The sequence below is a fragment of the Mucilaginibacter aquaedulcis genome, assembly GCF_030409325.1.
GTDB lineage: Bacteria > Bacteroidota > Bacteroidia > Sphingobacteriales > Sphingobacteriaceae > Mucilaginibacter > Mucilaginibacter aquaedulcis.
This window is the reverse complement of record NZ_JAUFPR010000002.1, coordinates 1,394,033-1,415,214: the sequence shown is the minus strand read 5'-3', so window position 1 is coordinate 1,415,214 and position 21,182 is coordinate 1,394,033. Positions and strand designations below refer to the sequence as shown.

General features: G+C 42.8%; 11 protein-coding genes. All 11 read left to right on the top strand.

Annotation, left to right across the window (positions count from 1 at the left end):
• Positions 1-9 precede the first annotated feature (9 nt).
• The 11 genes from QWZ01_RS10315 (at position 10) to QWZ01_RS10265 (ending at position 21,091) form a co-directional block, all read left to right on the top strand.
• Positions 10-5,154 carry a hypothetical protein gene (locus QWZ01_RS10315; protein ID WP_290323234.1) on the top strand — a complete coding sequence of 1,715 codons (5,145 nt, stop codon included), beginning with the start codon at positions 10-12 and terminating at the stop codon, positions 5,152-5,154.
• 195 nt (positions 5,155-5,349) lie between these two features.
• Positions 5,350-5,895, top strand: a complete 546-nt coding sequence (locus tag QWZ01_RS10310) for a hypothetical protein (protein WP_290323233.1) — start codon at positions 5,350-5,352, stop codon at positions 5,893-5,895.
• 21 nt (positions 5,896-5,916) lie between these two features.
• Entirely contained in the window at positions 5,917-10,248 is a 4,332-nt protein-coding gene (locus QWZ01_RS10305) for a fibronectin type III domain-containing protein (RefSeq protein WP_290323232.1), read from the top strand.
• 635 nt (positions 10,249-10,883) lie between these two features.
• Positions 10,884-11,864: an NAD-dependent epimerase/dehydratase family protein gene (locus QWZ01_RS10300; protein ID WP_290323231.1), complete on the top strand. Its 981-nt coding sequence runs from the start codon at positions 10,884-10,886 to the stop codon at positions 11,862-11,864.
• On the top strand, positions 11,861-12,691 hold the full coding sequence (locus QWZ01_RS10295; protein WP_290323230.1) for an XrtA system polysaccharide deacetylase: 831 nt from the start codon (positions 11,861-11,863) through the stop codon (positions 12,689-12,691). Before QWZ01_RS10300 ends, QWZ01_RS10295 begins: the two co-directional genes overlap by 4 nt.
• Before the next feature lie 5 nt (positions 12,692-12,696).
• Positions 12,697-13,293: a sugar transferase gene (locus QWZ01_RS10290; protein ID WP_290323229.1), complete on the top strand. Its 597-nt coding sequence runs from the start codon at positions 12,697-12,699 to the stop codon at positions 13,291-13,293.
• Positions 13,294-13,343: 50 nt separating this feature from the next.
• Positions 13,344-14,720 (top strand): protoporphyrinogen/coproporphyrinogen oxidase, encoded by a 1,377-nt coding sequence (locus tag QWZ01_RS10285; protein WP_290323228.1) that lies wholly within the window; start codon positions 13,344-13,346, stop codon positions 14,718-14,720.
• 361 nt (positions 14,721-15,081) lie between these two features.
• Positions 15,082-16,146 carry a ComEC/Rec2 family competence protein gene (locus QWZ01_RS10280; protein ID WP_290323227.1) on the top strand — a complete coding sequence of 355 codons (1,065 nt, stop codon included), beginning with the start codon at positions 15,082-15,084 and terminating at the stop codon, positions 16,144-16,146.
• Complete coding sequence (locus tag QWZ01_RS10275; RefSeq protein WP_290323226.1) at positions 16,143-17,441, top strand: ABC-three component system protein; 1,299 nt, start codon at positions 16,143-16,145, stop codon at positions 17,439-17,441. The genes QWZ01_RS10280 and QWZ01_RS10275 overlap by 4 nt, the downstream gene beginning before the upstream one ends.
• The gene (locus QWZ01_RS10270; protein ID WP_290323225.1) at positions 17,425-17,991 is read left to right on the top strand and encodes an ABC-three component system middle component 1; all 567 of its coding nucleotides are present in this window, start codon (positions 17,425-17,427) and stop codon (positions 17,989-17,991) included. Before QWZ01_RS10275 ends, QWZ01_RS10270 begins: the two co-directional genes overlap by 17 nt.
• Positions 17,972-21,091: a hypothetical protein gene (locus QWZ01_RS10265; protein ID WP_290323224.1), complete on the top strand. Its 3,120-nt coding sequence runs from the start codon at positions 17,972-17,974 to the stop codon at positions 21,089-21,091. Before QWZ01_RS10270 ends, QWZ01_RS10265 begins: the two co-directional genes overlap by 20 nt.
• Positions 21,092-21,182 lie beyond the last annotated feature (91 nt).

Here is a 21,182-nt window from a genome sequence, read left to right as displayed (position 1 = left end):
TTAAAAATCATGACCCAGAATTTGTCAGGAACACCACTATATCCATTTTGTGCTGATTACAGCGCGATTGCAACCTGCCTGTTCGCTATACAAGATGCCGAAGCGGCAGGCACATTAAATAATGACTCCACTGCTCAGGAAATGCTTCGTATTTTTGATCAGGACAGTTTACGAAAATTATACCTGCGCACTTTGCTGATTCTGCGAAACATCAGTGGAGGTACGGCCATTTTACCAGGAGACTTTGACCCGGTTGATTTTTTAGAAAAGGATTTCGATTCGAATGAAAGTGCAGACGGACAGACATCAATTTTTCAGAATGTTCTTGAAAATGATGTATTCTTTCAGCAGGCTTATTTCAGCGCTTTTCTGGATACCAGAAATTCCGGATATAGTTCCCGCTTCCAAACCATACTGAATATATTTGCCGAATTCTGCAGCCGTTCCTCAGAGATCAGCAACGTGGAAAACATGGCATTGTCCAACGCACTGGTACTTGTATTGGAGGCCTTCGACGATATACAGCAATACTTAATTTCGGCTGGCCTTAACCCCTGTAATTCAGTTGACAACTACCTGAATAACTCATCTTCCCTCTATCTTCAAGCCGCCGGTTCAGACGGAGCCGGGGGAATTCCGGAAGGCATACATTTGCGCTGGAGCTTAGCCGGCAACATCGGCTCCAACCACTTATTAAAAGGGGATTATGATAGCGCAAGCGGATTCGGCTACAACCAACCGAATGACTACATACAGGTGTCGAGAACGCCTTACGCTAATGCCGTGCGTACAGTTATTGATTTCGACAAAGATGTTCCGGTAATTGACCAGATGAATAAAACCTGGAACTATATTATCACGCAAGACATCAATGGTCAAACGGTCTACAATCGCATAAGGCTGAGTTTCACAGACGCGGACCTCTACAACCAACTGGCGGCAATAATTGATCCACAGTCCAACGTACTTGGTTTCTTATCGCGATACACCGGCATTATCTTATTGGAAATAAAGAATAAATCCCTGTACATGGCCGGTTTTGATTTCCAAAAGGATGCGGGGTCGGGCATCGCTGTTTTGAAAATTGAAACCGAAAGCGTTATAGAAAATACAAGCGATGCTGCCGGAGGCACTATTTACAGCAGGAAGACAATGTTGCTGGATGACGTTTCAGGCGCTGACGAATCGATCAGTGCGGAAAATATCTGGAAAATACGACTAAAAAAATCCGCCAACGGATATTTGCAGCGATTTTATTTTGAAACTTATCACGATTTCCTGATAACACGCACGGAAACAGCCTGGTCGCCTGTGGGCGATCGTGGCTTTAGTCTGTCATTAATCGATTCGGAAGTATTTGACAGGCTGGAAACTTCGGCATACCCGGTTGATCAGGTATGGCCGCAATTTAATGAGGGTACCACGGTTAAAGTGGCCAATTACAGGGATAAGTGGCTGACCTCAAGACCGGATGAACCATCGATCAAGGAAATTGTAACACGATATCTCGATTTAAGCGATACTGATTCCAGGGCAGAAGATATATTTAAGCAGGAGGATGCCGGTCCTGGTGATCCGGGCTTTATTGTGAGCTATTTGGATGTGCTGCATATGCTGGCGATCGATTATCACATTGCCAGGATGCTGGGCATGGCCCATATCGATGTGTTTAGCGGAGGCGCTGTAACAGACAAGTTTATCTACCGCGTCACTTACAGTAACAGGGTGAGCATGGGCTCCGAACAACGCGCCATCTACACTTATATGAGCCTTCCTACCTCAAAGCTCGATAAACTGATACCCGAGAAACCTGCTATAAACCCGATAAGCTATACTGCACCAGCTGATGACGAGATCGGCAATAATACTTTTGACGGTGATGGGTATGCTAAAACTGATGACCTTCGCTTCATTAACATTAGCAGGGCGCCGTTCAGCGATGAGATACCCGGATACGATTTCTTCGCGGATATCGCGTCTGTAGATAATCATAACGTTTTTATTACGCCCAAGCCAGTGTTCTATGGCATTGAATACCGGCCCGCTAATCAAAGTAAATATGTTAAGCCCGAAATTACGGCTGCACCCGCCAATATGGGTACAGTTTATCATGCCTATGATATTGACTACCCCCAAACCGGCATACCCGAAACAGTACCTGTACCTGACAACGTTACGAGCCTGTATCATCACCTCGAGCGCCAGGAAGGTGTGCATTTTTACGCCATTTACGGAATCAGCTGGTTTGCGCGGGCATCAGCGTTAAGTGAGGAGGCCGCTACAAATGCCACTCATTTTACGCCTAAAAACCGTTTGCTGCCCCCCTCAGACGTGGCTGTCCAGTACATTCAAAAAGAGAACACCTTATTGTTTACTACGGCGACGGAGCAGGCCTGGTACCAGGGACGTTCCCTGGCTTTTCCGGGGCAGGATACCGGCCTGACCAGGGTGACGTTCAACTGGGTAGATATCATAGATATAACGCAATTGCAGGGTAGCTCAGTACAGGAACTTGCAACTGTGGTGAGGCCTGATAAAATCGATGTGTTTTTTGGTTTGCAAATGCCATCGGAAATCACAGGGCTTATCAGGTATATTCAACCTGTCAGCGGCGCTGCTTTGCAACTAAGTTTGTTCACTGCCGGGTACCAGCAAATTGACGGTACCACAATTAGTCCTGTGATAGCCCAGGGTGATTTTTCTAGATTTACAGATAGCCTGCTGACAACACCGGAAGGTAAATTCAGGGTGATCAGGGTCGATCCTGGTACTGACGGACCGATAATTACCATTGAAAAGGCGGCCATCCACCAGAACACAGAAAGCGAGGATGTTGCTAACTACTACGGGCTGCAAACCTCCTACCTTAGCCCGGGAATCAACAGTCGTTTTTCCATGGTCGAGAACCTCAACAATACTGCCAACTGGAAACCTGTTAACGCGGACATTGCTTTGACCAGCCTCACGGATATCAACAATCCCGTGATCGAAACATCTGTTGATACCGCCGGAAATATCAGCAAGTACTGGATCGGTGGAATCAACGCCAACGCCATTATCACACCACTGTTCAGTCAGATCGGTAGCGATGATGATATGCCGGGCTACTATAAGGTAGAATTCGGGACCGGGGTGACATTGGCGACAAACCCGCAGTTCAATCTCCCTTTTGATCCCCAAAACCCCTTGTTGAATCCCCCGGGGCAATTGAACAAAGCCCATGTGGAATGGTATAAAGGGAACATCAGAATCCCTTTTGGTACCGGCGGCGCTGCCAAAAAAACGATTGAGGTGATGCGCATCGAGCAAAGCGACACCTTGATACTCTATGTTTATGATCCTGAGTATCTCGATACGCCGATAATGACTTCTTCAGTATCAACACCAACCGTAGCGGTGAATTTCCACCCGGGTTACAGAGCGTATTTGTTTGCCGAACCGGCATCTGCCTCTGTATTTAACCAATCCAATATTTTACCGACTGGTGCAGACAACAGCAGAAAAACACTGATCGGATTACAGACCGTGGGGACTAAAATTAATGAAAGCTGGTTTCGTTCTGGTGTTTCCATCCCGGCCGTAATGCTCGCCAGAAAAATGGAAACCCCCGTACAGCCAGATGCTCCGATCACTGCCAGATCGGGTGTCTCGTCCCAGCAGCCTAACTTTGCAAAGACCTCTGGTACCTCAATACTAAAAACCAACGCCTTCGCCAGATCATTTGCTACTGTGATGGAAGCGCCGACTATTGTAGGTTTGAAGGTAAGACCAGATGCCACCTCCAAAGCGGCTTTTACTTTTGATATCAGAATTTCGGCAGGAACGGACGGATTACCAAGATCACCTTTTGGCTTCGTGTTCTTCCGGACGAGTCAGGACGACATTTTAAATGCCCTATATAACAGCACAACGATCACCCAGATCAAAGCATCATTGGCAGGGCCCGATACCGACGCATATTACGATCAGCGCTTCTGGGAACTGGCGAGCCTTGTATTTAATCCCGGTAACCCAGGGCAGTTTAATGTTTTAGGCGTGGAACCGCATGTTTACGGATTTCCTGCTCCTGACAAAACCGGGCTGGTCATTGATAGCGACAGTATTCCGGTAAAAACAGCCAAATACCGGGCGGCGATCGAAAGCACATTTTTACCGCTTACGCAGCAGACCCCAATCAATGCATTCATAAAAGAAGGTTTACAGACTGAAAATAAGGAGCCGAAGATCAGGGATATCAATGGTAATATGCTCGATCCGTCCAATCCGGATTTTGATCCGTTCCCGATGATCAGGAAATACAGTACCGAAGCGGAACCCGGTACAACGTTTATACGGTTTACTGACTACAGTCTAAGGGCTTCGTCAGATAAGTTATATTTTTACGCTGGAGCGGAAGTAACCAGCCAGCTGGTGCGTGGCACGTTGAGCGTTTTTACCGAACCGGTTTACACCTTGCAGTCTTTGCCGCCTGAAACACCTTTGATCAGAACATTTACGGTTGGAAATGCTGTGTCTGCAGGAACGCCACCACTTTTCATAGACTTCCAACTGTCCCCGTTTTCCCCAGAAGATCGGATTTCCCTGATCCGGATTTACCGCACGAATGACATGAGCAAAGCGGGGGCCTTGCAAACGATGGACTCGCATGTTGATATTCCTGTCAATGGAATTTCAACTACCGGTTATCAGATAAGGGATACCTTGTCCGATATCGTACCCTTTCCGGCAGGCGAAACGTTTTATTATAGGTTGGCCGCAGTACGGATCATTAACAACGAGTTTGATCTGGCGGAGGAAATAATTTCTGCGGGCTCAGCCATAACAGCGGTAAAAATAATAGACACCGTTAATCCTCCTGCCCCAAATATCATATATCATCCGGAATCCAACAGCCTATCCTGGACGGCGACTACCAATAATGGAATTTATTATTTATACAGGCAAAACAAAAGTGGCAACTGGGAAAAGATCTCTACCATTCAACCTGGTTCCCAGGTAATTGATGTTACCTATCCGTTCAGTGCTCCACTGTCCTTTATCGACACGGATGGTAACGCGATCTATCCCCGTTTCAAAGTTAAGGTAGAAAACGCCTCCGGCCTGCTCAACCTGACCGACAAAGAGTTAACTATTAAACCCGTCAATATCAATTAGCAACTTCTATCGAATTGAAAATTATGACAAATATAACACCGATTAGGATGAACAATAGCTTTAATCACGCTCGTGGCGGGCTTATCAATTGACTTGTTAAAGTTAACACAGCCAGGATTATGGACAAATGTTACCGTGTTGTACGGTTCCTGTATCTATTAAAAACCAATCTTATACTCTATAAAAAATTAAAATATGGCAAATATTCCTCCTATTACAGATGGTTTTATTGATGGAATAATCAAATCCATCGTACCAGACAGTGAAAACAACCCAAAGACGACAGGAAGCGGCTTGCGGCTATTAATCAAATTGTTAAGGGATCGTTTTGAACAGGGTTTGACCCAATATGACTTCAAAGTCATTCAGCCTGACCTTACCGGAAGATTGCTTGTTTCCGGTGGTATTGAAAACGTTGTGGCGACTACAAGCATATTGCTTGACGTAGGAGATAAAACTCCTGGCCGTTACGGGATATTAATTGTTCATAATCAGTCACCCGGACAAAATCAGATTCAACTGGCGGATAAGAACGTGGGGCTTACAGACATGATGAATACCAGCACCGGAACCATCGCTAAACTTGCCTGGTATAATTTGCCCGATCAGACAGTTTGGACTAGTGAAATCATTATGACCACAACCGGCAGCACTACGCCCCCATCAGGTGGTGACAATCCTTCTTTTACCTATATCGTTCCGGATGCCGATGGAAATGCACGGATCGAAGACGGAATATAAATTAAAAAATCTTAAAAGCTCATGTCAAAATTAAATAAAATCAAGTTAACCAAAGATACCACTCTGATTGTAAGTACTCCAACCAAAGGCGAAGTCGGGAAGCTGCTTGTTGTTCAGGACAGCGTTGGCGGACATCAAGTGTTGTTACCGGAAAATAATTTTGGTAAGGTGGTGATCGAGACGGCACCCAATACAACAACGCTTCTGGAATATTATGTAGATGACACAGGTATATTCTGGAGTTCTACAATACTCACTCCGGCTATAGCGTTTCTCAATCCGCAAAAGATTACCGATTTGTCACTTTATATTGTTGATAGCAACGGTGCTAAAATTAAGTGGTCTGCACCGATGGGAAATCCCGCAGACCCTGCTGAACCAGCAACAAGATATGTAGTTTATTATTCTGAAAGCGCAATCGATATTAACTACAGTATTAATGACCTGCCACGGTTCAGGCAAAACATGGTTCCGCAGGCTCCCGGGTCACCAGAACAGATTGTGATAACCGGGCTTCTTCCCAATCATAAATACTATGTAACGGTAGTAGCCGAAACAATAATTAACAGTAAGTTGAAGAGTTCTCTTGCTTCTAACATTATTTCATTCACCACACCAGCTAATGACGTGGTTTCAGCTTCGGCGTCAGCAATTATTCCCTTAAATCCAGATGCGATATTTGGCAATGCATTAGTAATTGATAAAGATCCGGATACCGGACAAAAAATGTACGAATATCATTTAGCCGATCTGACAGGTATTGTTGATAATGCTGGTATACCTGAAGGCAGCCCGCCTACCGTAGGGTTCGGCATTATCAATTTCGGTGTGGGTGATATGCCGCAATATAACCGGCCATCGTGGGACTTACTGATCGATCTCGAGGCGCAATGGGATATTGATTATATCTATGTCTGGCTCGAAGCCAATGGTGAATGTGATATTAACACATCAAACAATGGTGTATTTTGGAATACGGTTACTTCGTTAAGTACTTCAATTGCTCACGGAGTTTGGACAAAGCTATCCGTAAATTCCTTATATTCCTCCAATATCAGGTACGTGCAGCTGGCTTTCAGAACCAAGCAATACTCTATTAAAGGATTGCTATTTTATGGTAAGCGGGCTCAGCGTGGAACAGTTTCCGGAATTAAATATAAGAAAACTGTTCCTGTCCGCACATTCGAACAATACTTGGGTACCAACGGCTTCGTGCAGGAAGATCCGGATATGACACGCCAGGTGTCAGGATTTTTTAGATGTTACGTAGAATCGGATTGGATATTTCGGCAAAACGGGAATTGGCACGCGCAGGGGCAGGGTTACAATAAAACAGCCGATGAGGTCCGTTTTGTGTTTGCGTCCTCTCACGTTTGGAACTGGGATACTGAACTGACTGAATATAAGTCCAGGAATCAGAAAGTGTTATTTACCTTAAATAATTCACCTTTATATTTGAGAGATACCGGTTACGCATCGGCCGGCTTGGCGAAACCGGTAGATCCTGGGCTGAATCCTATGGATTTGAATGTGACGACGTCTCCGTTTAGCTACACCCATTATGCCCGGCTTGCCTATAATGTGGCTGCAAGATATGGTCGTAATAAGGAAGTAGATCTGAACTATGTGCAATATGAAGCCGATGAGCCATTTGCGGTAGGACTTGATTTGCTGGAGTATGTAGAGTTTGGTAATGAAAAAGATGCGTATTGGACCGGAGCAAACGGATATCATTCGGCAACTGAAATGGCCGCTATCATGTCGGCTATTTACGATGGTCATAAAGGACAGATGGGTGCAGGCTATGGGTTCCGCGCCGCTGATCCTACGATGAAAATGGGTAATGCCGGTTTGGCTATTTCTGATAATATAGGTTATATTAAGATCATGATGCTCTGGTGGGACACCAACAGAGGTTATGGGGATTATCCTATTGATTTTATCAGTGTTCACTACTATAACTCAACGGGAGGTTCGCAAGCCGGGGGAACAGGTTCAGGCGATGCACATGGTATCCCGCCGGAGCAGGGAGATTACATGCCTACTATTCAAAAATTCATTGATTTCAGAAACAGGCAATTACAGAAGTGTGAGTTCTTTCTGTCAGAATATGGCTACGATGAACACTACGGTGGAGTTTATTCGCCGAACTACCGCGATTTACCTACACGCCAACGGCACAAAAGCTTTTGGCTGATTCGCTCCTTTATCATTGGCCAATGGATGGAAATTGACGTATTTAATCAGTATTGGTATGCCAACACACAGGTAGTTGTACACATTGATACCGATGGATCTGCCAACTATTACAATACTGCACCGTTCATAACTTCCGGTTATGTTGATGGTATCGATGTCGCCTCTAACCTTACCCGATATCCACTGCCTTCCTTTTATTATGTCACGTCGTTTATCAATGTGACGGATGGATATCAGTTTTCTCACTTAGTTATCAAAAAGGGGGAGAGGTTAGTTAATGAAATTACATTTGTCGAAAGTGATCCGCGGTTATGGGTTGCGGCTTACAAAAAAAGCGATACAGATACTTTATTAATTGCATGGCTGGATTCAACATCTTTTCAAACATTACAAGCTACTTTACGAATAACTCCATCAGAAAATACTATCACGGTTACTCATTTCGAAGATGCTGAATTCCGCAAAGACAGCACTCCGCTCAGCAGTCTTGTTCAGGCTGCATCGGATAGCAACGGAAAATTTGTTAATGTTGAAATAACAGAATGTCCGCGCATTTTTAAAACAATAAATATAGGTGTGCCAAGATTGATAGACCCGCAAAAAGTAGAAGTCGAAGCGATATCCTATAATACCATTAAATTAGCGTGGATTGATAGGAACATTGGAGGTAATCTTACCAAAATTTATCAAAGTAACACTCCTGACGGAGGTTTTGAACAGGTGGTAAGTGAGTATATTGACAACGGCGAATACGTATTGACCAACTTGTCGCAGGGTGAGAACTACTTCTTTAAAATCGGTTTCCAATTAGGGGCTTTTACCTCTGAATTATCAGATACTATCGGCATCACCACACTGAGTACTTTGGCATCTCCGGATAATTTCTCCGCCGCGGAAGTTACCAGCAATGGTATTACGTTGAAGTGGAATTTGTCGGCAGCGGAACAAAGTAAAATAGATAATTTTGAAATATACAGGTCATTAACATCAAATGGAACTTACCAGTATTTAGCAAGCCCGCCTTCCACCTCCAGAAGCTATACTGATTTCGGTTTAACAGCTGATACAACTTATTATTATAAGATAAGGACCAAAAAAGATTTTGGATACTCCGAATTTGCTTTTTCGCCGGGAGAAACAACACAAACAGTTAATCTGGATCCTCCTGTATTACAAAGTGCTAAAACCAACTATTCGGGCGATCGGATTAAGTTGAAATTCAATAATCAAATGGCGAATCCTGCGGGCCAGGTAGCTGGATTCAGTATTATTGAAACTATTACAGCCGGTTCTTCACAATCAAACGGATCTTTTTCCTATAATGTATTGAAGTGCGTAATTGATGAGGTAGACAAAAGTGTAATATATCTGTATTTAGATCATTCTATTCTCTCAGCAACCAGCCCATCATTAACGCTGAGCTATGACGCTACAAAAGCCAGCATCCAGTCTTTTGTAGGCACCAAACTCTTAGACCTGCAAAATTTTTCTGTTATTAACAATAAAAATAACACGACCTTATTGTCCAAGCAAATTCAGATTAATCTGACTGATCAGCTGCATTTAGCGGGCAGCGGATGGAATGACGTTATCATAAATCCGAATGGAAGCAATACCCCTATAGATCAACAGGCGTATACGGTTGCGTTGAAAGACCGAGATAATGTAACTACCAACATTGAATTTTTGATGCCTTATCAGCAAGGGGTTGTGTCTACTAATGGTTATTCGGAATCAAACATGCTGAACGTAAACGATGACTATTTTCCGTCGGTTGTCAATGACATTGGTGTCGGCATCGCTAACCAAACCTATGGTAATTCAACCTCACTGGCTATTTTCCAAAATCTTGATCCGCTTAAAGAGTACAACGTTAGGCTGCTTTTAACGGTTAATGAATATAATACTGGCACGCGGTCGGTTTACTATAAAAACTGGCAGGAAACAAATTATTTTTCTGCGAATTTACCGGGAAATAGCATTTCCCTTACATCTCTTAAAACAGTGACATCCGCTTACATTGCCGGAGACCCGGACTTAGGCTATGCTGTAATTAATAACCAGCAGACACCGAAAGTCGGCGTGAATTTCAGATACAGCGACCAGCCGGTTTGGATTGCCGGTTTAATTTTGGAGGAAGTCTTTCCAGAGTAATCTATAAAATGATTTAACAGTTACAGTCGGTAACTGTTAAATCATTTTATCACTGCATCTATATTTTAATTGAACACCTAAAATACCCGGAGCAATCGGATATTTCAGGTGTTCTCTTTTTTCTTTAACCAGCGCTGTTCACCAACGGTGTCGAATTCCCAAAGCCTGGCTATATCTTCCAGTTTAACTTTTGTAGTTTCCATCTTAAGTTTGCCGACAGCTGTTACAATGAATATTTCAGGAAGTATCTCAGAGAAAGGAAGGCCGCCCTGTTTTTAGCCGAGGTGCCGATATTAAATATTTAACAAGTTATTACTAATAAACGAAAATACTATTTACGCCAGTTTAGAAACAGTTGAGCTGTAATTGCCAAAGCGATTCAAATCATCCATTTGAGAGCTGAGTGTCTCAACTTTCTAAGGCTTTAAAAGTGTTGGTTATCAATACATAAGGAAATTTAAAAACCGTTGCCAGGTTCGTAGAAGCCTTTGCGATAGGTGTTAGTGATGAGGCTGAATTAAAGCAACAAATTCGCAGCATTATCTCGGGGGATATTTTTTTGTTTATTATACTGCCCAAATTAATTATATTGTAAATTCTTAGTGTATCTTCGATGCATTATATGTTCCCCGTTTATGAAAATGATTATTACCGGCGCGGCCGGATTTATCGGTTCAAACCTTACAAAAGAATTATTAAAACTTAATTACGAAATAATTGCCATTGATAATTTTTCTACTGGCTCGGCTGATAATTTAAGCGCTGTTAAAGATCACCCCCAATTAACCACGATAACCTGTTGTGTACAAGATCAAGCATCATGGAGTGATAAGGCGGCAGAAGGCGATATCATATTTCATTTAGCGGCTACTGTAGGCGTAAAAAAAGTTTTCGCCGATTCGCATCATACCTTCACAAACAACTTGGATAGTACGACAGCCGTGTTAGACGTTGCACACAAAAAAAAATGTAAAGTCTTTTTCGCAAGCACATCTGAAGTTTACGGGCAATCCAAGGGCGTTCCTTTTGCGGAAACAGACCCTTTGAGTGCTTACACCACTAACGAAGGGCGCAGCGCCTATGTGATATCAAAGATGGCCAATGAGGTAAGTTGCCTTAATTATAATAATCTGAAAGGTGTCCCGGTAATCATAGCCAGGCTCTTTAACGTCATTGGCCAGGAGCAGCGTAAAGAATTCGGTATGGTGGTACCCACATTTATAGAGGCAGCTCTATCAGGCAACCCATTGACATTGTACGGCGATGGTTTACAAACACGCGGGTTCTGTAACATTAAAGATTTTTTAACCGCGGTAACGGCATTAATTCAGGAACCCAAAGCATGGGGCGATGTATATAACATCGGTCAAAATATAACTACAACTATTAAAGAACTCGCCAGTTATATTATTAAGACAAGCAATAGTAAATCGGAGATATTATATACAAAGTTACCGCCGGAGAGGATTGGCAAAATTGAAATTTACAGTAGGCAGCCCAGTATAGAAAAGATCCGGGCATTAACAGGTTGGTCACCCGTTATCTCATGGCAAACATCTGTAAATGAGATAATAAACGAATTGTATGCAAAAAGTTATCCTGTTTATCAAATATGAAGAATGCTTTTACTATTGATTTAGAGGATTGGTTTTGCTCCCATAACCTAATAAGCGAAATTAAATATGAAGACTGGGATAATCTGGAAGGGCGTGTTACAATGCCTACTCTACGCCTGTTGGAATTATTAAAAAAGTACGATTGCAAAGCAACTTTCTTTGTTTTGGGGTGGGTGGCAGATCGCTACCCGGAACTGATACAGAGAATTGCTGTTGATGGACACGAAATAGCATCTCACGGGTATTCACACAAACTATTAACTGGTATAACTCCCTGTTTTTTTGAAGAAGATTTAGTAAAGTCGGTTAATGCCATAGAGCGCGCCTGCGGCATTAAACCAGCAGGCTATCGTGCCCCTGCATTTACGATTGTAAATTCAACAAAATGGGCCTTTGATATACTTAAAAAACTTGGTTTTGCATATGATTCATCGGTATACCCAACTAACATACATCCTGATTATGGCATCGGCGATGCACCCCTAACCATTTATTCGCCACAAAGCGGGTTAATGGAAGTTCCCCTGTCATGTGCAGTGTTATTTAACAAAAATATACCTTGCAGCGGTGGCGCGTACCTGCGTTTTTTACCTTATTTTTTATATAAGCAATTAGTTAACAATGTAGTAAAATCAGGAAGGGCCTACATTTTTTATATCCACCCCTGGGAGATAGACCCGGAGATGCCACGTGTAAAATTGCCTTTCTTAAAGGCGATCAGACATTATACAAATCTTGCTTCAACCTTCGGTAAAATTGAACGGCTTTTGCAGGACTTTGAGTTTACTTCGTTACAGGCTGTACTTACTGAAGAACAAATCGGTTAAAGGCGATGAACGGTTCACAAAATAAAGTAAACACGGCATACCTCGTTTTTCGCAGAATTATAGAGTTACTTTTAATCTTTTTGTTTTCTCCTTTTTTAATTGTATTGTTCCTGCTTTTATCTATCTGGATCAAATTCGATTCTGCAGGATCCGTGCTTTTTAATCAATTCCGCCCAGGTAAAAACGGCAAACTTTTTAAGATATATAAATTAAGAAGCATGTATATGGATGCGGACTCCTCCTACCTTACCTCAAAGGCAGATGACCGGGTTACCCGTAGCGGCAAATTTATACGGAAGTACCGCTTGGATGAGTTACCACAATTGTATAATGTACTGATGGGCGATATGAGTTTGATTGGCCCACGCCCTGTACCTGTTAATTTTTACGATTACTATTTGCAAAACATCCCCCTTTATAATAATCGGCACCAGATACGGCCTGGCATAACGGGACTTGCTCAGGTTAGGCAGGGATATACTACCACATTGGATGAGGAACGTATGAAATTAAAATACGATTTGTTTTACCTGCGCTCCGTCTCGCTTAAATTAGATTTGGCGATATTACTGCAATCTATAAATGCCGTCAATAAACCTTAATTATTTCGGTGATTCGGATCCAAATTCAATCCCATGTTTAATCAATCATAATGAGTAGAAACCCAATAAAAATTGCAGTTTTGGGTGCAGGGCCCGCTGGGCTGACCGCTGCCCATCAGCTTACAAAAAGCGGCTTTGTTGTTGATGTTTATGATACGGCTAAAGAAGTTGGTGGTTTCGCCAAATCGATCAGATTATGGGATAGGAACGTCGAAATAGGACCTCATTTTTTAGATATCGGTAATAAGGCTAACGTTAAGGAATTGGTATTAACAGCACTTGAAGGCAAATACAGGCCCTATCAGCGCCGAACATTTATTCATAGTTTAAATAAGCTTTTTAGTTACCCTCCGGGCCCGGCAGATCTTATCAAAAAACTTAGCACTAAACAATTATTAGCAGCTACAGCTGGTATGCTAAAACAAGTTTTCTCTGTCCCAACGCCTGACAATGGTACCGCAGGCATATTTGTTAAAAAACATCTGGGCGAATTTCTATACAAAAATTTTTTTGAAAGTTTTTGTATAAAGTTATGGTCACTAAACGGTGACCAGTTATCAGATGTTTTTGCCAAAGCACTTTTAGGATTTAATGATTTTTCATCACCGGTACGTTTAATTGCACGCAAGTTAACTCAGCGGTTTCAACTCAAAAAAGAGCCGGCAAATTACATTTACCCCACTAATGGCTTCTCCGATCTGTGGAAGGCATTAAAATGCCAGGCCGAGTTACAAGGCGGAAAGTTTTATTTAGGCGTGTCCATAAATAAATTGGTATGTAGTGGATCTGGAGACAGCATAACTCAATTGATTTTGGCAGACGGGGGTACCAAGGAATATGACCTTATTATTTGCACTATCCCGGTTCTATCGCTAATTGGCCTATTAAAAACGCAGGAAGGTCTCCCTATTATGCCAAGCGCAGCAATGAACTTCAGAAGTGACATCCTGGTATATTTAAAAGTACAATTTGAAAATGCCGCCAAAGGGCAATGTATTTATATCTATTCAGATCTGATCAAGATCACAAGGGTAACCAATTTCAACGAATTTAGGCCTGACGAGCCGGATATCTTCAACATACTTTTGGTTGAAATATGGTGCGATAAAACTGACCTGATATGGGATTACAGCGATGATGATTTAATGCGTTTTTTGGAGCAGGAAATTAAAAAAACGAATTTGTTCATCAATTTAAGCATAATCGATTATGCCGTAAAGAAGGTTGCAGATGCATTCCAAATTCCCGATTTAAATCTTGAGGATAGCCGGACTAAACTATTTGATCAGATGCTCGGGTTTAGAAACCTTTACATTACAGGTAGGATAGCATCGTTGCATTTTAATTATGGAATGGAAAACGCCATCGAAGACGGCATTATCCTCGCGGATAAGATCACCAAACAGTATCGGCCCGAGCTGCTATAACCGGATTTGAGCCTAATGGGATCAAGCCAAATGGCGGGGGGGAATAAAATAAGTATAGATATTTGCCAATAAAAAAAGGTAAAAATCTATATTTCTTGAATCAGTAGTTTTGGTAGCTTGCGGAGTTGGCTAATGGCGGAGACACAGTTCAAGTTATAGTTAAGACAATATTAAAAGTCAAACTAGGTAATCTGTTATGCTTGATTATGGTGTTCCGTACCCGTTTGACCAATGAGTTTCCGCCAGCAGTTTGGAATTTGTAACTACATTGAATGAAAACGTTACTGCATAGCGGCAGAAATGAATTTGTTTGACAATTAATATCAAAAAACTATATTTACAACCACCTTGGCTTATTACAATGCGTATTAATTTTTTACCAGCGTACAATGGAGATGCAATCTGCATAAATTACGTTCACCAGAATGTCGCTGTCAACATCCTGATCGATGGCGGGACAAAACAGACCTACCAAACTAAAGGAAAAAAGAATACTATCATAAGCGGTTCACTTAAATTACTCGTCGAAGCCATTAGAGAACGCAAAGAAAAGGTCGACCTTTTGATCCTGACTCACATCGACGACGATCATGTAGGAGGTATCCTTAAATGGTTCGAAATTGACCAGGGTGCAACTGGCCTGATCGGCAAAGTTTGGTTTAATAGCGGGAAGATCATCGCCGGCTATCTGAAAGAGCCGGAGATTAAAATTCCAGAATTGTCATTAGTGCCACAGGATACGACGGACACAGGGATAAATCAGGGCGTTACCTTTGAGAAAGTTATCCGCGAAGCCAAAATATGGGACGAAGGCATAATAACACAAGGGCAATGCCTAAACTTCAAGGGCTCAACTTTCAAGATATTATCACCATCCAAAGATGGGCTGAAGGCCTTGCACGACAAATGGTTTAGAGAAGCATCTGATTCGATGACCTCAGTAGCAACTGACTACGACCAAAGTTTAGCATACTACCTCACTGCCTTGGTCTCAGATCCCGACGGAAGCATACATAACGGCAGTTCGATCGCTTTCATTTGGGTGTACGACGAAAAAAACTACATTTTCCTTGCTGATGCCCATGCTGAAACGCTGATCAACGGATTTAAGATATTTGAATATGACCAGGAACACCCAATTCCGGCTGAGGTCGTTAAGCTCAGCCATCATGGTAGTAACCGCAATATCAGCCTGGAGCTTTTGGAAATGATAGATACCGACCAGTTCGTGGTGACCACAAACGGCAATAAACATGGCCATCCGGACAAAAAAGGCCTTGCCAAGATCCTGAAAAGTAAAACGAACCCGCTGATCAGGTTCAACTATCCAAACCGTATCGACGATATCTTTACAGCAGAGGATCGTAAATTTATAGGGTTCAGGACAGACAGCGCCCTGGACGGAATTGTTATTGAAGAAGAATGAAACACGACTATATTGATTTTTCGCTGATCGTCTGTGGGGGAAGTGGTTGCATTTTCAAAGTTTACGGGGGCGACTATATGTATGTACTGACCGCGAAACACTTGGTCGAAGGTCAAAATATAACTGTTAAGAAGCGTTTCATCGATGAACATGGGAACCCAAAGGAATTACCAATAAAAGTACTGGCCGGCCCGTTTCTGAACGACAATATTCACAAAGATGCCGCAATATTAAAGGTGGAGACCTTCCCTCAGATCGAATCTCTTGCGAGGTGGGAAACACCATTGACCATCGAAAAGGAAATGACGCTCGCAGGTTTCCCTAATAGCCGTTCAAAAAAAACTTATGGCTTCAGGATGGATAAATTGACCTCCCGGAACATAAAGGAATACAACTATGTTGAATGCAGGCTTAGCACACCGTCCACATACGGCGAGATCGTTGGGCTTTCAGGAGGTGGTATCTTCCATTCTGCTAACGGACAACACTATCTTGTGGGGATTCAGTCCAAAATGGCCACTGACGATGATGATGAGATGTTGAATAACGTCGACATCATGCCCTTGGCGTTCTTTGACGAGATCATAACAAAGCACGAAAACCTTGTGCCATTGATATCTGAGCACCTTCTTTGTTTTTCAACCTTAAAAAGTTATGCGTTGAAGTTAGAAGGATGCTATGGCGGAGCGCAAATGGATTTTACCCGAGCATTCTTGCAAGATATCACTGAAGAGATTATCGAAAATAAGCTCACTCCGACGGTGATCAGGGACTTTTTTACCGATAAACTGCTGGTGTACGAGGAAGTTGAGACAGTCCTCGGCAGCCGTGGCCTTTGGATCGCATGGCTGGAGTTCCTGGTGATCCTCCGAATTATTAAGGAAGAACAGATCAGCGATCAAAACATCGAAAGTCTTTTTAATGAGTTTCGCCTGATCTATTCGGATACAGATGGTGACTGGACGGACGAATTACCAAAAATATTCCGATCGAACTTTTATGGAATGGCTGCGAACGCAAAGGTGATCGTTGCCACTCAGGCGCCGCCAGTAAAATGGGTGATTGCCAATAAAATGATCCCAAACATCATCAATGCGAACCCGGTGACGAAAAAACAGATGCAGATCGACATCGGCCTCACACACCCACTGCAGAATTTCAAACTGATGCATTTATATGCCTTTCAGCGTATGGGGATCATCGATAAAGAAGACGAATACTTTAATTTCTCTGCGCTGAACGAAGCTGACCTTTTTGAAAAACTTAAAACTGAATTCAATGCTATCTTCGCATAACCATGATATTACGAAATTCTTCCGGGAACGTTATCCAAACGAGTTCGTCACCTTCAAGCTGATCGAATACAAAGGGAATGTCAGCGTTTTTGTCTTTTATTTTGAAGAAGAAAAGCAGCTTGAAAAGACATGGAACAATGTATCCGGAAATGTTGCCGGGCTGTACCAGGCAGAGCTGACTGAAGATTTCGATATGTGGAATATATACATGTTCCACATATGCAGGTCAGAGATTTCACTAGCCCTGAAGTACAAGATCGAGAACGATCGGTTTTCCAGCAGAAAGATCGTATTGGATAACTACGATGAAGAGATCTCAGATATCGGCATCAACGATATCATCAATGAACACATAACGAATGTTGATATTATTTACAAGCCGAAAGAAACAAAAAAGATCACGCTTTCGCTTGATGCCAGTACTGATTCGGCGATCTGGGACCTGATCAAAGATATGGCCCTCAGACCCGGCAAACAGTCTATAACTGAATCAGAACAGATCCTTTCACAGATAGCTCAGAACATTAAAAATGAAGATCAGCAAAGTTGAGATACAGGCCTTCAGGGCCTATGACGAATTAAAAGATTGTACTTTCGACTTTACGTTGCCCGATGGGAAGACGGCCGACTTTGTATCGCTGTACGCGCCGAACGGATTTGGAAAGACATCTTTTTACGATGCCGTCGAATGGGGCGTCACCAATAATATCTACCGTTTCATCAGGCAAAACCGCATCAAAAGTTATGCAAGTGATGAAAAGCACCTCAATTATGAGTTAGCTAACAAAAAGTCTCCGCAATTTATCCTGCGCAATAAAAATAGTCCCGCCGACCGTGAGAGTTTCGTGCGACTTCATTTACTCAATCAACCTCTGCCAAAATTCCGCTCCCTAAAAAAGGGAAGGATAGACAGCTCTGATTATCATTTCGATGAAAAGATAACGGAGGCGATCAAATTTCGTGATGTCATCCTGACGCAGGACAATATCGATGCATTTTTGCGTGAGGATGATCCCGGTGAACGTTACGATAAGTTCATGAAGCTTTTCGGAGACGCTGACCTGAACAGGATCTATACGAATATCCTCTGCCTGATAAAGGTCAATGAGAACGAGATCGAACTGCTTCGTAAAGAAGTAGAAAAGCTTGAGCTCGAACTTCCAAAAGATGTGGACGACCAGGTACTTGAAAAGATCAACCTTCGTATAGCTGAACTAATCAAACAAGGCGAAGTGATAGAGAAAATTACGCCCGAATTCTCCGAGACCGATTTCCTTCAATTTTCAGATACGATCGCAGAAAGGGTAGTAGAGTTGCAAAATCATCTCGCCTCGACCACAACCGATCTTGATCAGATCCGGGAGCAGCAACTCAAAAAGGATGAATACGGTATGCTCCGGAAAAAGAAGAACAGCGATGAGGAAAGGTTAAAGGTACTGAAGGCAGCGCAAGCACGGTTCCAGGAACTTAGCAAAGCAAAGAATCGGCTTGCGCATATCGTGATATTGCTTAACCAGACCGCCGCAGATCATAAAGAAGGAGAAGACATATCAAGACAATTTCCACTTTACCTGAACAGCACCCAAAGGATCAGCGAGCAATCAGTGGAGATGGACAGCCAAAAGCGCAAAGTTTTGGACGCCGAGAACGAACTTACCCGGATCAATACGCTACTGACCAATGCGCAGGCGGAGTTAAAGGCGATCAACGCTACTCTGTTCGATCTTACGCAGCGCCAATCTGACCTCCCAAACATTGAGCGTTCGATCAACGAGTTGACAGTTGAGATCGAACAGATTAACGAACAGCTAAAAACACTCGTTCAGAATATAGATACTAACGATAAGGAGACTCAGGCAAATACTGAACAGCAAAGGAAGAGCTCCACCTTTCTTGACCTGATCTCGAAAAATGATTTCGAGGCCAGGGCCGATCATGCATCTGAGATCGCCCAACGACTTTCGGGGATCAAAACACTTGAGGAAGATCTCAAAAAATTGAATGCTGACCTGAAGCAGATAGAAGAAGAGATCGCCAGTCAGACAGACCTCAATAATGAGCTTAAACAACTTGTTGTCCTTTCCTCAGCATTCGTCAATAAAAGCAACACCAATACTTGCCCAGTCTGTCTGCACCAATACGAAAGTTTTGAAATACTTTTCGAGCGGATATTGAAGAATCCATTACTCAATGATGCTGTACAGGAAAAGATAGTCGCAAAAAACGAATTGAACACTGCTATATCCGCTAAGGTCAACGGCATTAGCGAAGCGAAGAGGGCAATACTGGATATATTGAATAAGGAACTCGCTGCTTTGAAAAACAATGCCACCCGTCTCAATCTTCAGAAAGGCCAGTGGATAGCACAAAGGGAACAAATCAAGGCACGTCTGGCATCATCAGTTGCGAAACAGAAAGACCTGTTTGTAAAGATCAACGGTGCAACGATAACGGATTATTCAGCATTGCTTGAACAGCAGCTCAGCGAGCAACAGAAATCATCCAAATCTAAATTGGATGCTATCGCGGAGTTGCAGAAGAAATTGGATGACCAAAAGACCTTCATAGAATCGTGGCGAAAGACGATCCAGAACCTCGAGAATGGCATGCGGGCCTTCCGCCTTACCGAGGAATTCATTAACGTTGACCAGTTCCTCCGTAAAAGGGGTTATACTGATTATGGCGCTGAAGAGATCGCCTCCTTGCTGGCAGCGCTCAATAAAGATCTGGAGACCGTCATACTTGATGAGAAACAGGTATCTGACGAGATCCGTACACTTTCTGAAGGGTTGAAAGAGTACAACGAGCTAAAGCTTAGCACCGATATAACGACTTTGGAAGAGCAGTTGCGTCAGAGCAGCGAATTTGTGAATGGGTTTGAAACCTTTCTCTCCAGATACCTATCGCCGCAATTTGATCAGGTGACCGGGAACGAAATAGATTTATTGAACCAAGCCGAGAACAACACCACGGAAAGTGCAGAACGCACAAAGGTATTGATCGAAGAACTGGAGAAAATAGAAGGGTTTAAGAACAACGTGATGCCATTACTCCGTTATACTGCCGGTCGGGACAAGATAGAAAAGGTCAACGAGCGACTTTCGTTCTTAACTGAAAAATTGAACGAACGCCTTTACAGCGAGAAGAATCGGTTAGCTGCTATCATTGACGAACAGATCCAATCCTTCTTTTACGAGGACCTCATCAATCAGTTGTACCAAAAGATAGATCCGCATCCAAACTATAAACGAATAAAATTCAAGTGCGATTTTAACGATAATAAGCCGAAATTGAACGTGTTCGTTACCGGATCGGAAGATGAACACATCATTCCCAACTTATATTTCAGTACGGCACAGACAAACATCCTTAGCTTAAGCATCTTTTTGGCGAAAGCACTGAATGCACGCGATGACGATGGGGAACAGATCGATTGTATCTTCATCGACGACCCAATCCAGTCGCTTGATAGTATCAATATTTTGTCGACAATAGATCTCATTCGCAGCCTGGTAGTGAACTTTGGTAAACAAATCATTTTGTCGACCCACGACGAGAACTTCCATAGCCTGTTGCAGAAAAAGATACCGTCAGGCGTATTTAATTCGAAATTTCTGGAACTTGAGACGTTCGGCAAGGTTAAAGGTTGATCATTTCCTTTTATATTTTTGATCAACAGGTACAGGTAGTTATGAGCTAAAAAAAGGCAGGGATAGATCGATTCATTCCCTGCCTTTTGTG

What these genes read in the sequence shown, in the direction of transcription:
- QWZ01_RS10315 (WP_290323234.1), top strand. Translation starts at nt 10, where the DNA reads ATGACCCAGAATTTGTCAGGAACACCACTATATCCATTTTGTGCTGAT.
- QWZ01_RS10305 (WP_290323232.1), top strand. Translation starts at nt 5,917, where the DNA reads ATGTCAAAATTAAATAAAATCAAGTTAACCAAAGATACCACTCTGATT.
- QWZ01_RS10310 (WP_290323233.1), top strand. Translation starts at nt 5,350, where the DNA reads ATGGCAAATATTCCTCCTATTACAGATGGTTTTATTGATGGAATAATC.
- QWZ01_RS10290 (WP_290323229.1), top strand. Translation starts at nt 12,697, where the DNA reads ATGAACGGTTCACAAAATAAAGTAAACACGGCATACCTCGTTTTTCGC.
- QWZ01_RS10295 (WP_290323230.1), top strand. Translation starts at nt 11,861, where the DNA reads ATGAAGAATGCTTTTACTATTGATTTAGAGGATTGGTTTTGCTCCCAT.
- QWZ01_RS10270 (WP_290323225.1), top strand. Translation starts at nt 17,425, where the DNA reads ATGCTATCTTCGCATAACCATGATATTACGAAATTCTTCCGGGAACGT.
- QWZ01_RS10265 (WP_290323224.1), top strand. Translation starts at nt 17,972, where the DNA reads ATGAAGATCAGCAAAGTTGAGATACAGGCCTTCAGGGCCTATGACGAA.
- QWZ01_RS10280 (WP_290323227.1), top strand. Translation starts at nt 15,082, where the DNA reads ATGCGTATTAATTTTTTACCAGCGTACAATGGAGATGCAATCTGCATA.
- QWZ01_RS10275 (WP_290323226.1), top strand. Translation starts at nt 16,143, where the DNA reads ATGAAACACGACTATATTGATTTTTCGCTGATCGTCTGTGGGGGAAGT.
- QWZ01_RS10300 (WP_290323231.1), top strand. Translation starts at nt 10,884, where the DNA reads ATGAAAATGATTATTACCGGCGCGGCCGGATTTATCGGTTCAAACCTT.
- QWZ01_RS10285 (WP_290323228.1), top strand. Translation starts at nt 13,344, where the DNA reads ATGAGTAGAAACCCAATAAAAATTGCAGTTTTGGGTGCAGGGCCCGCT.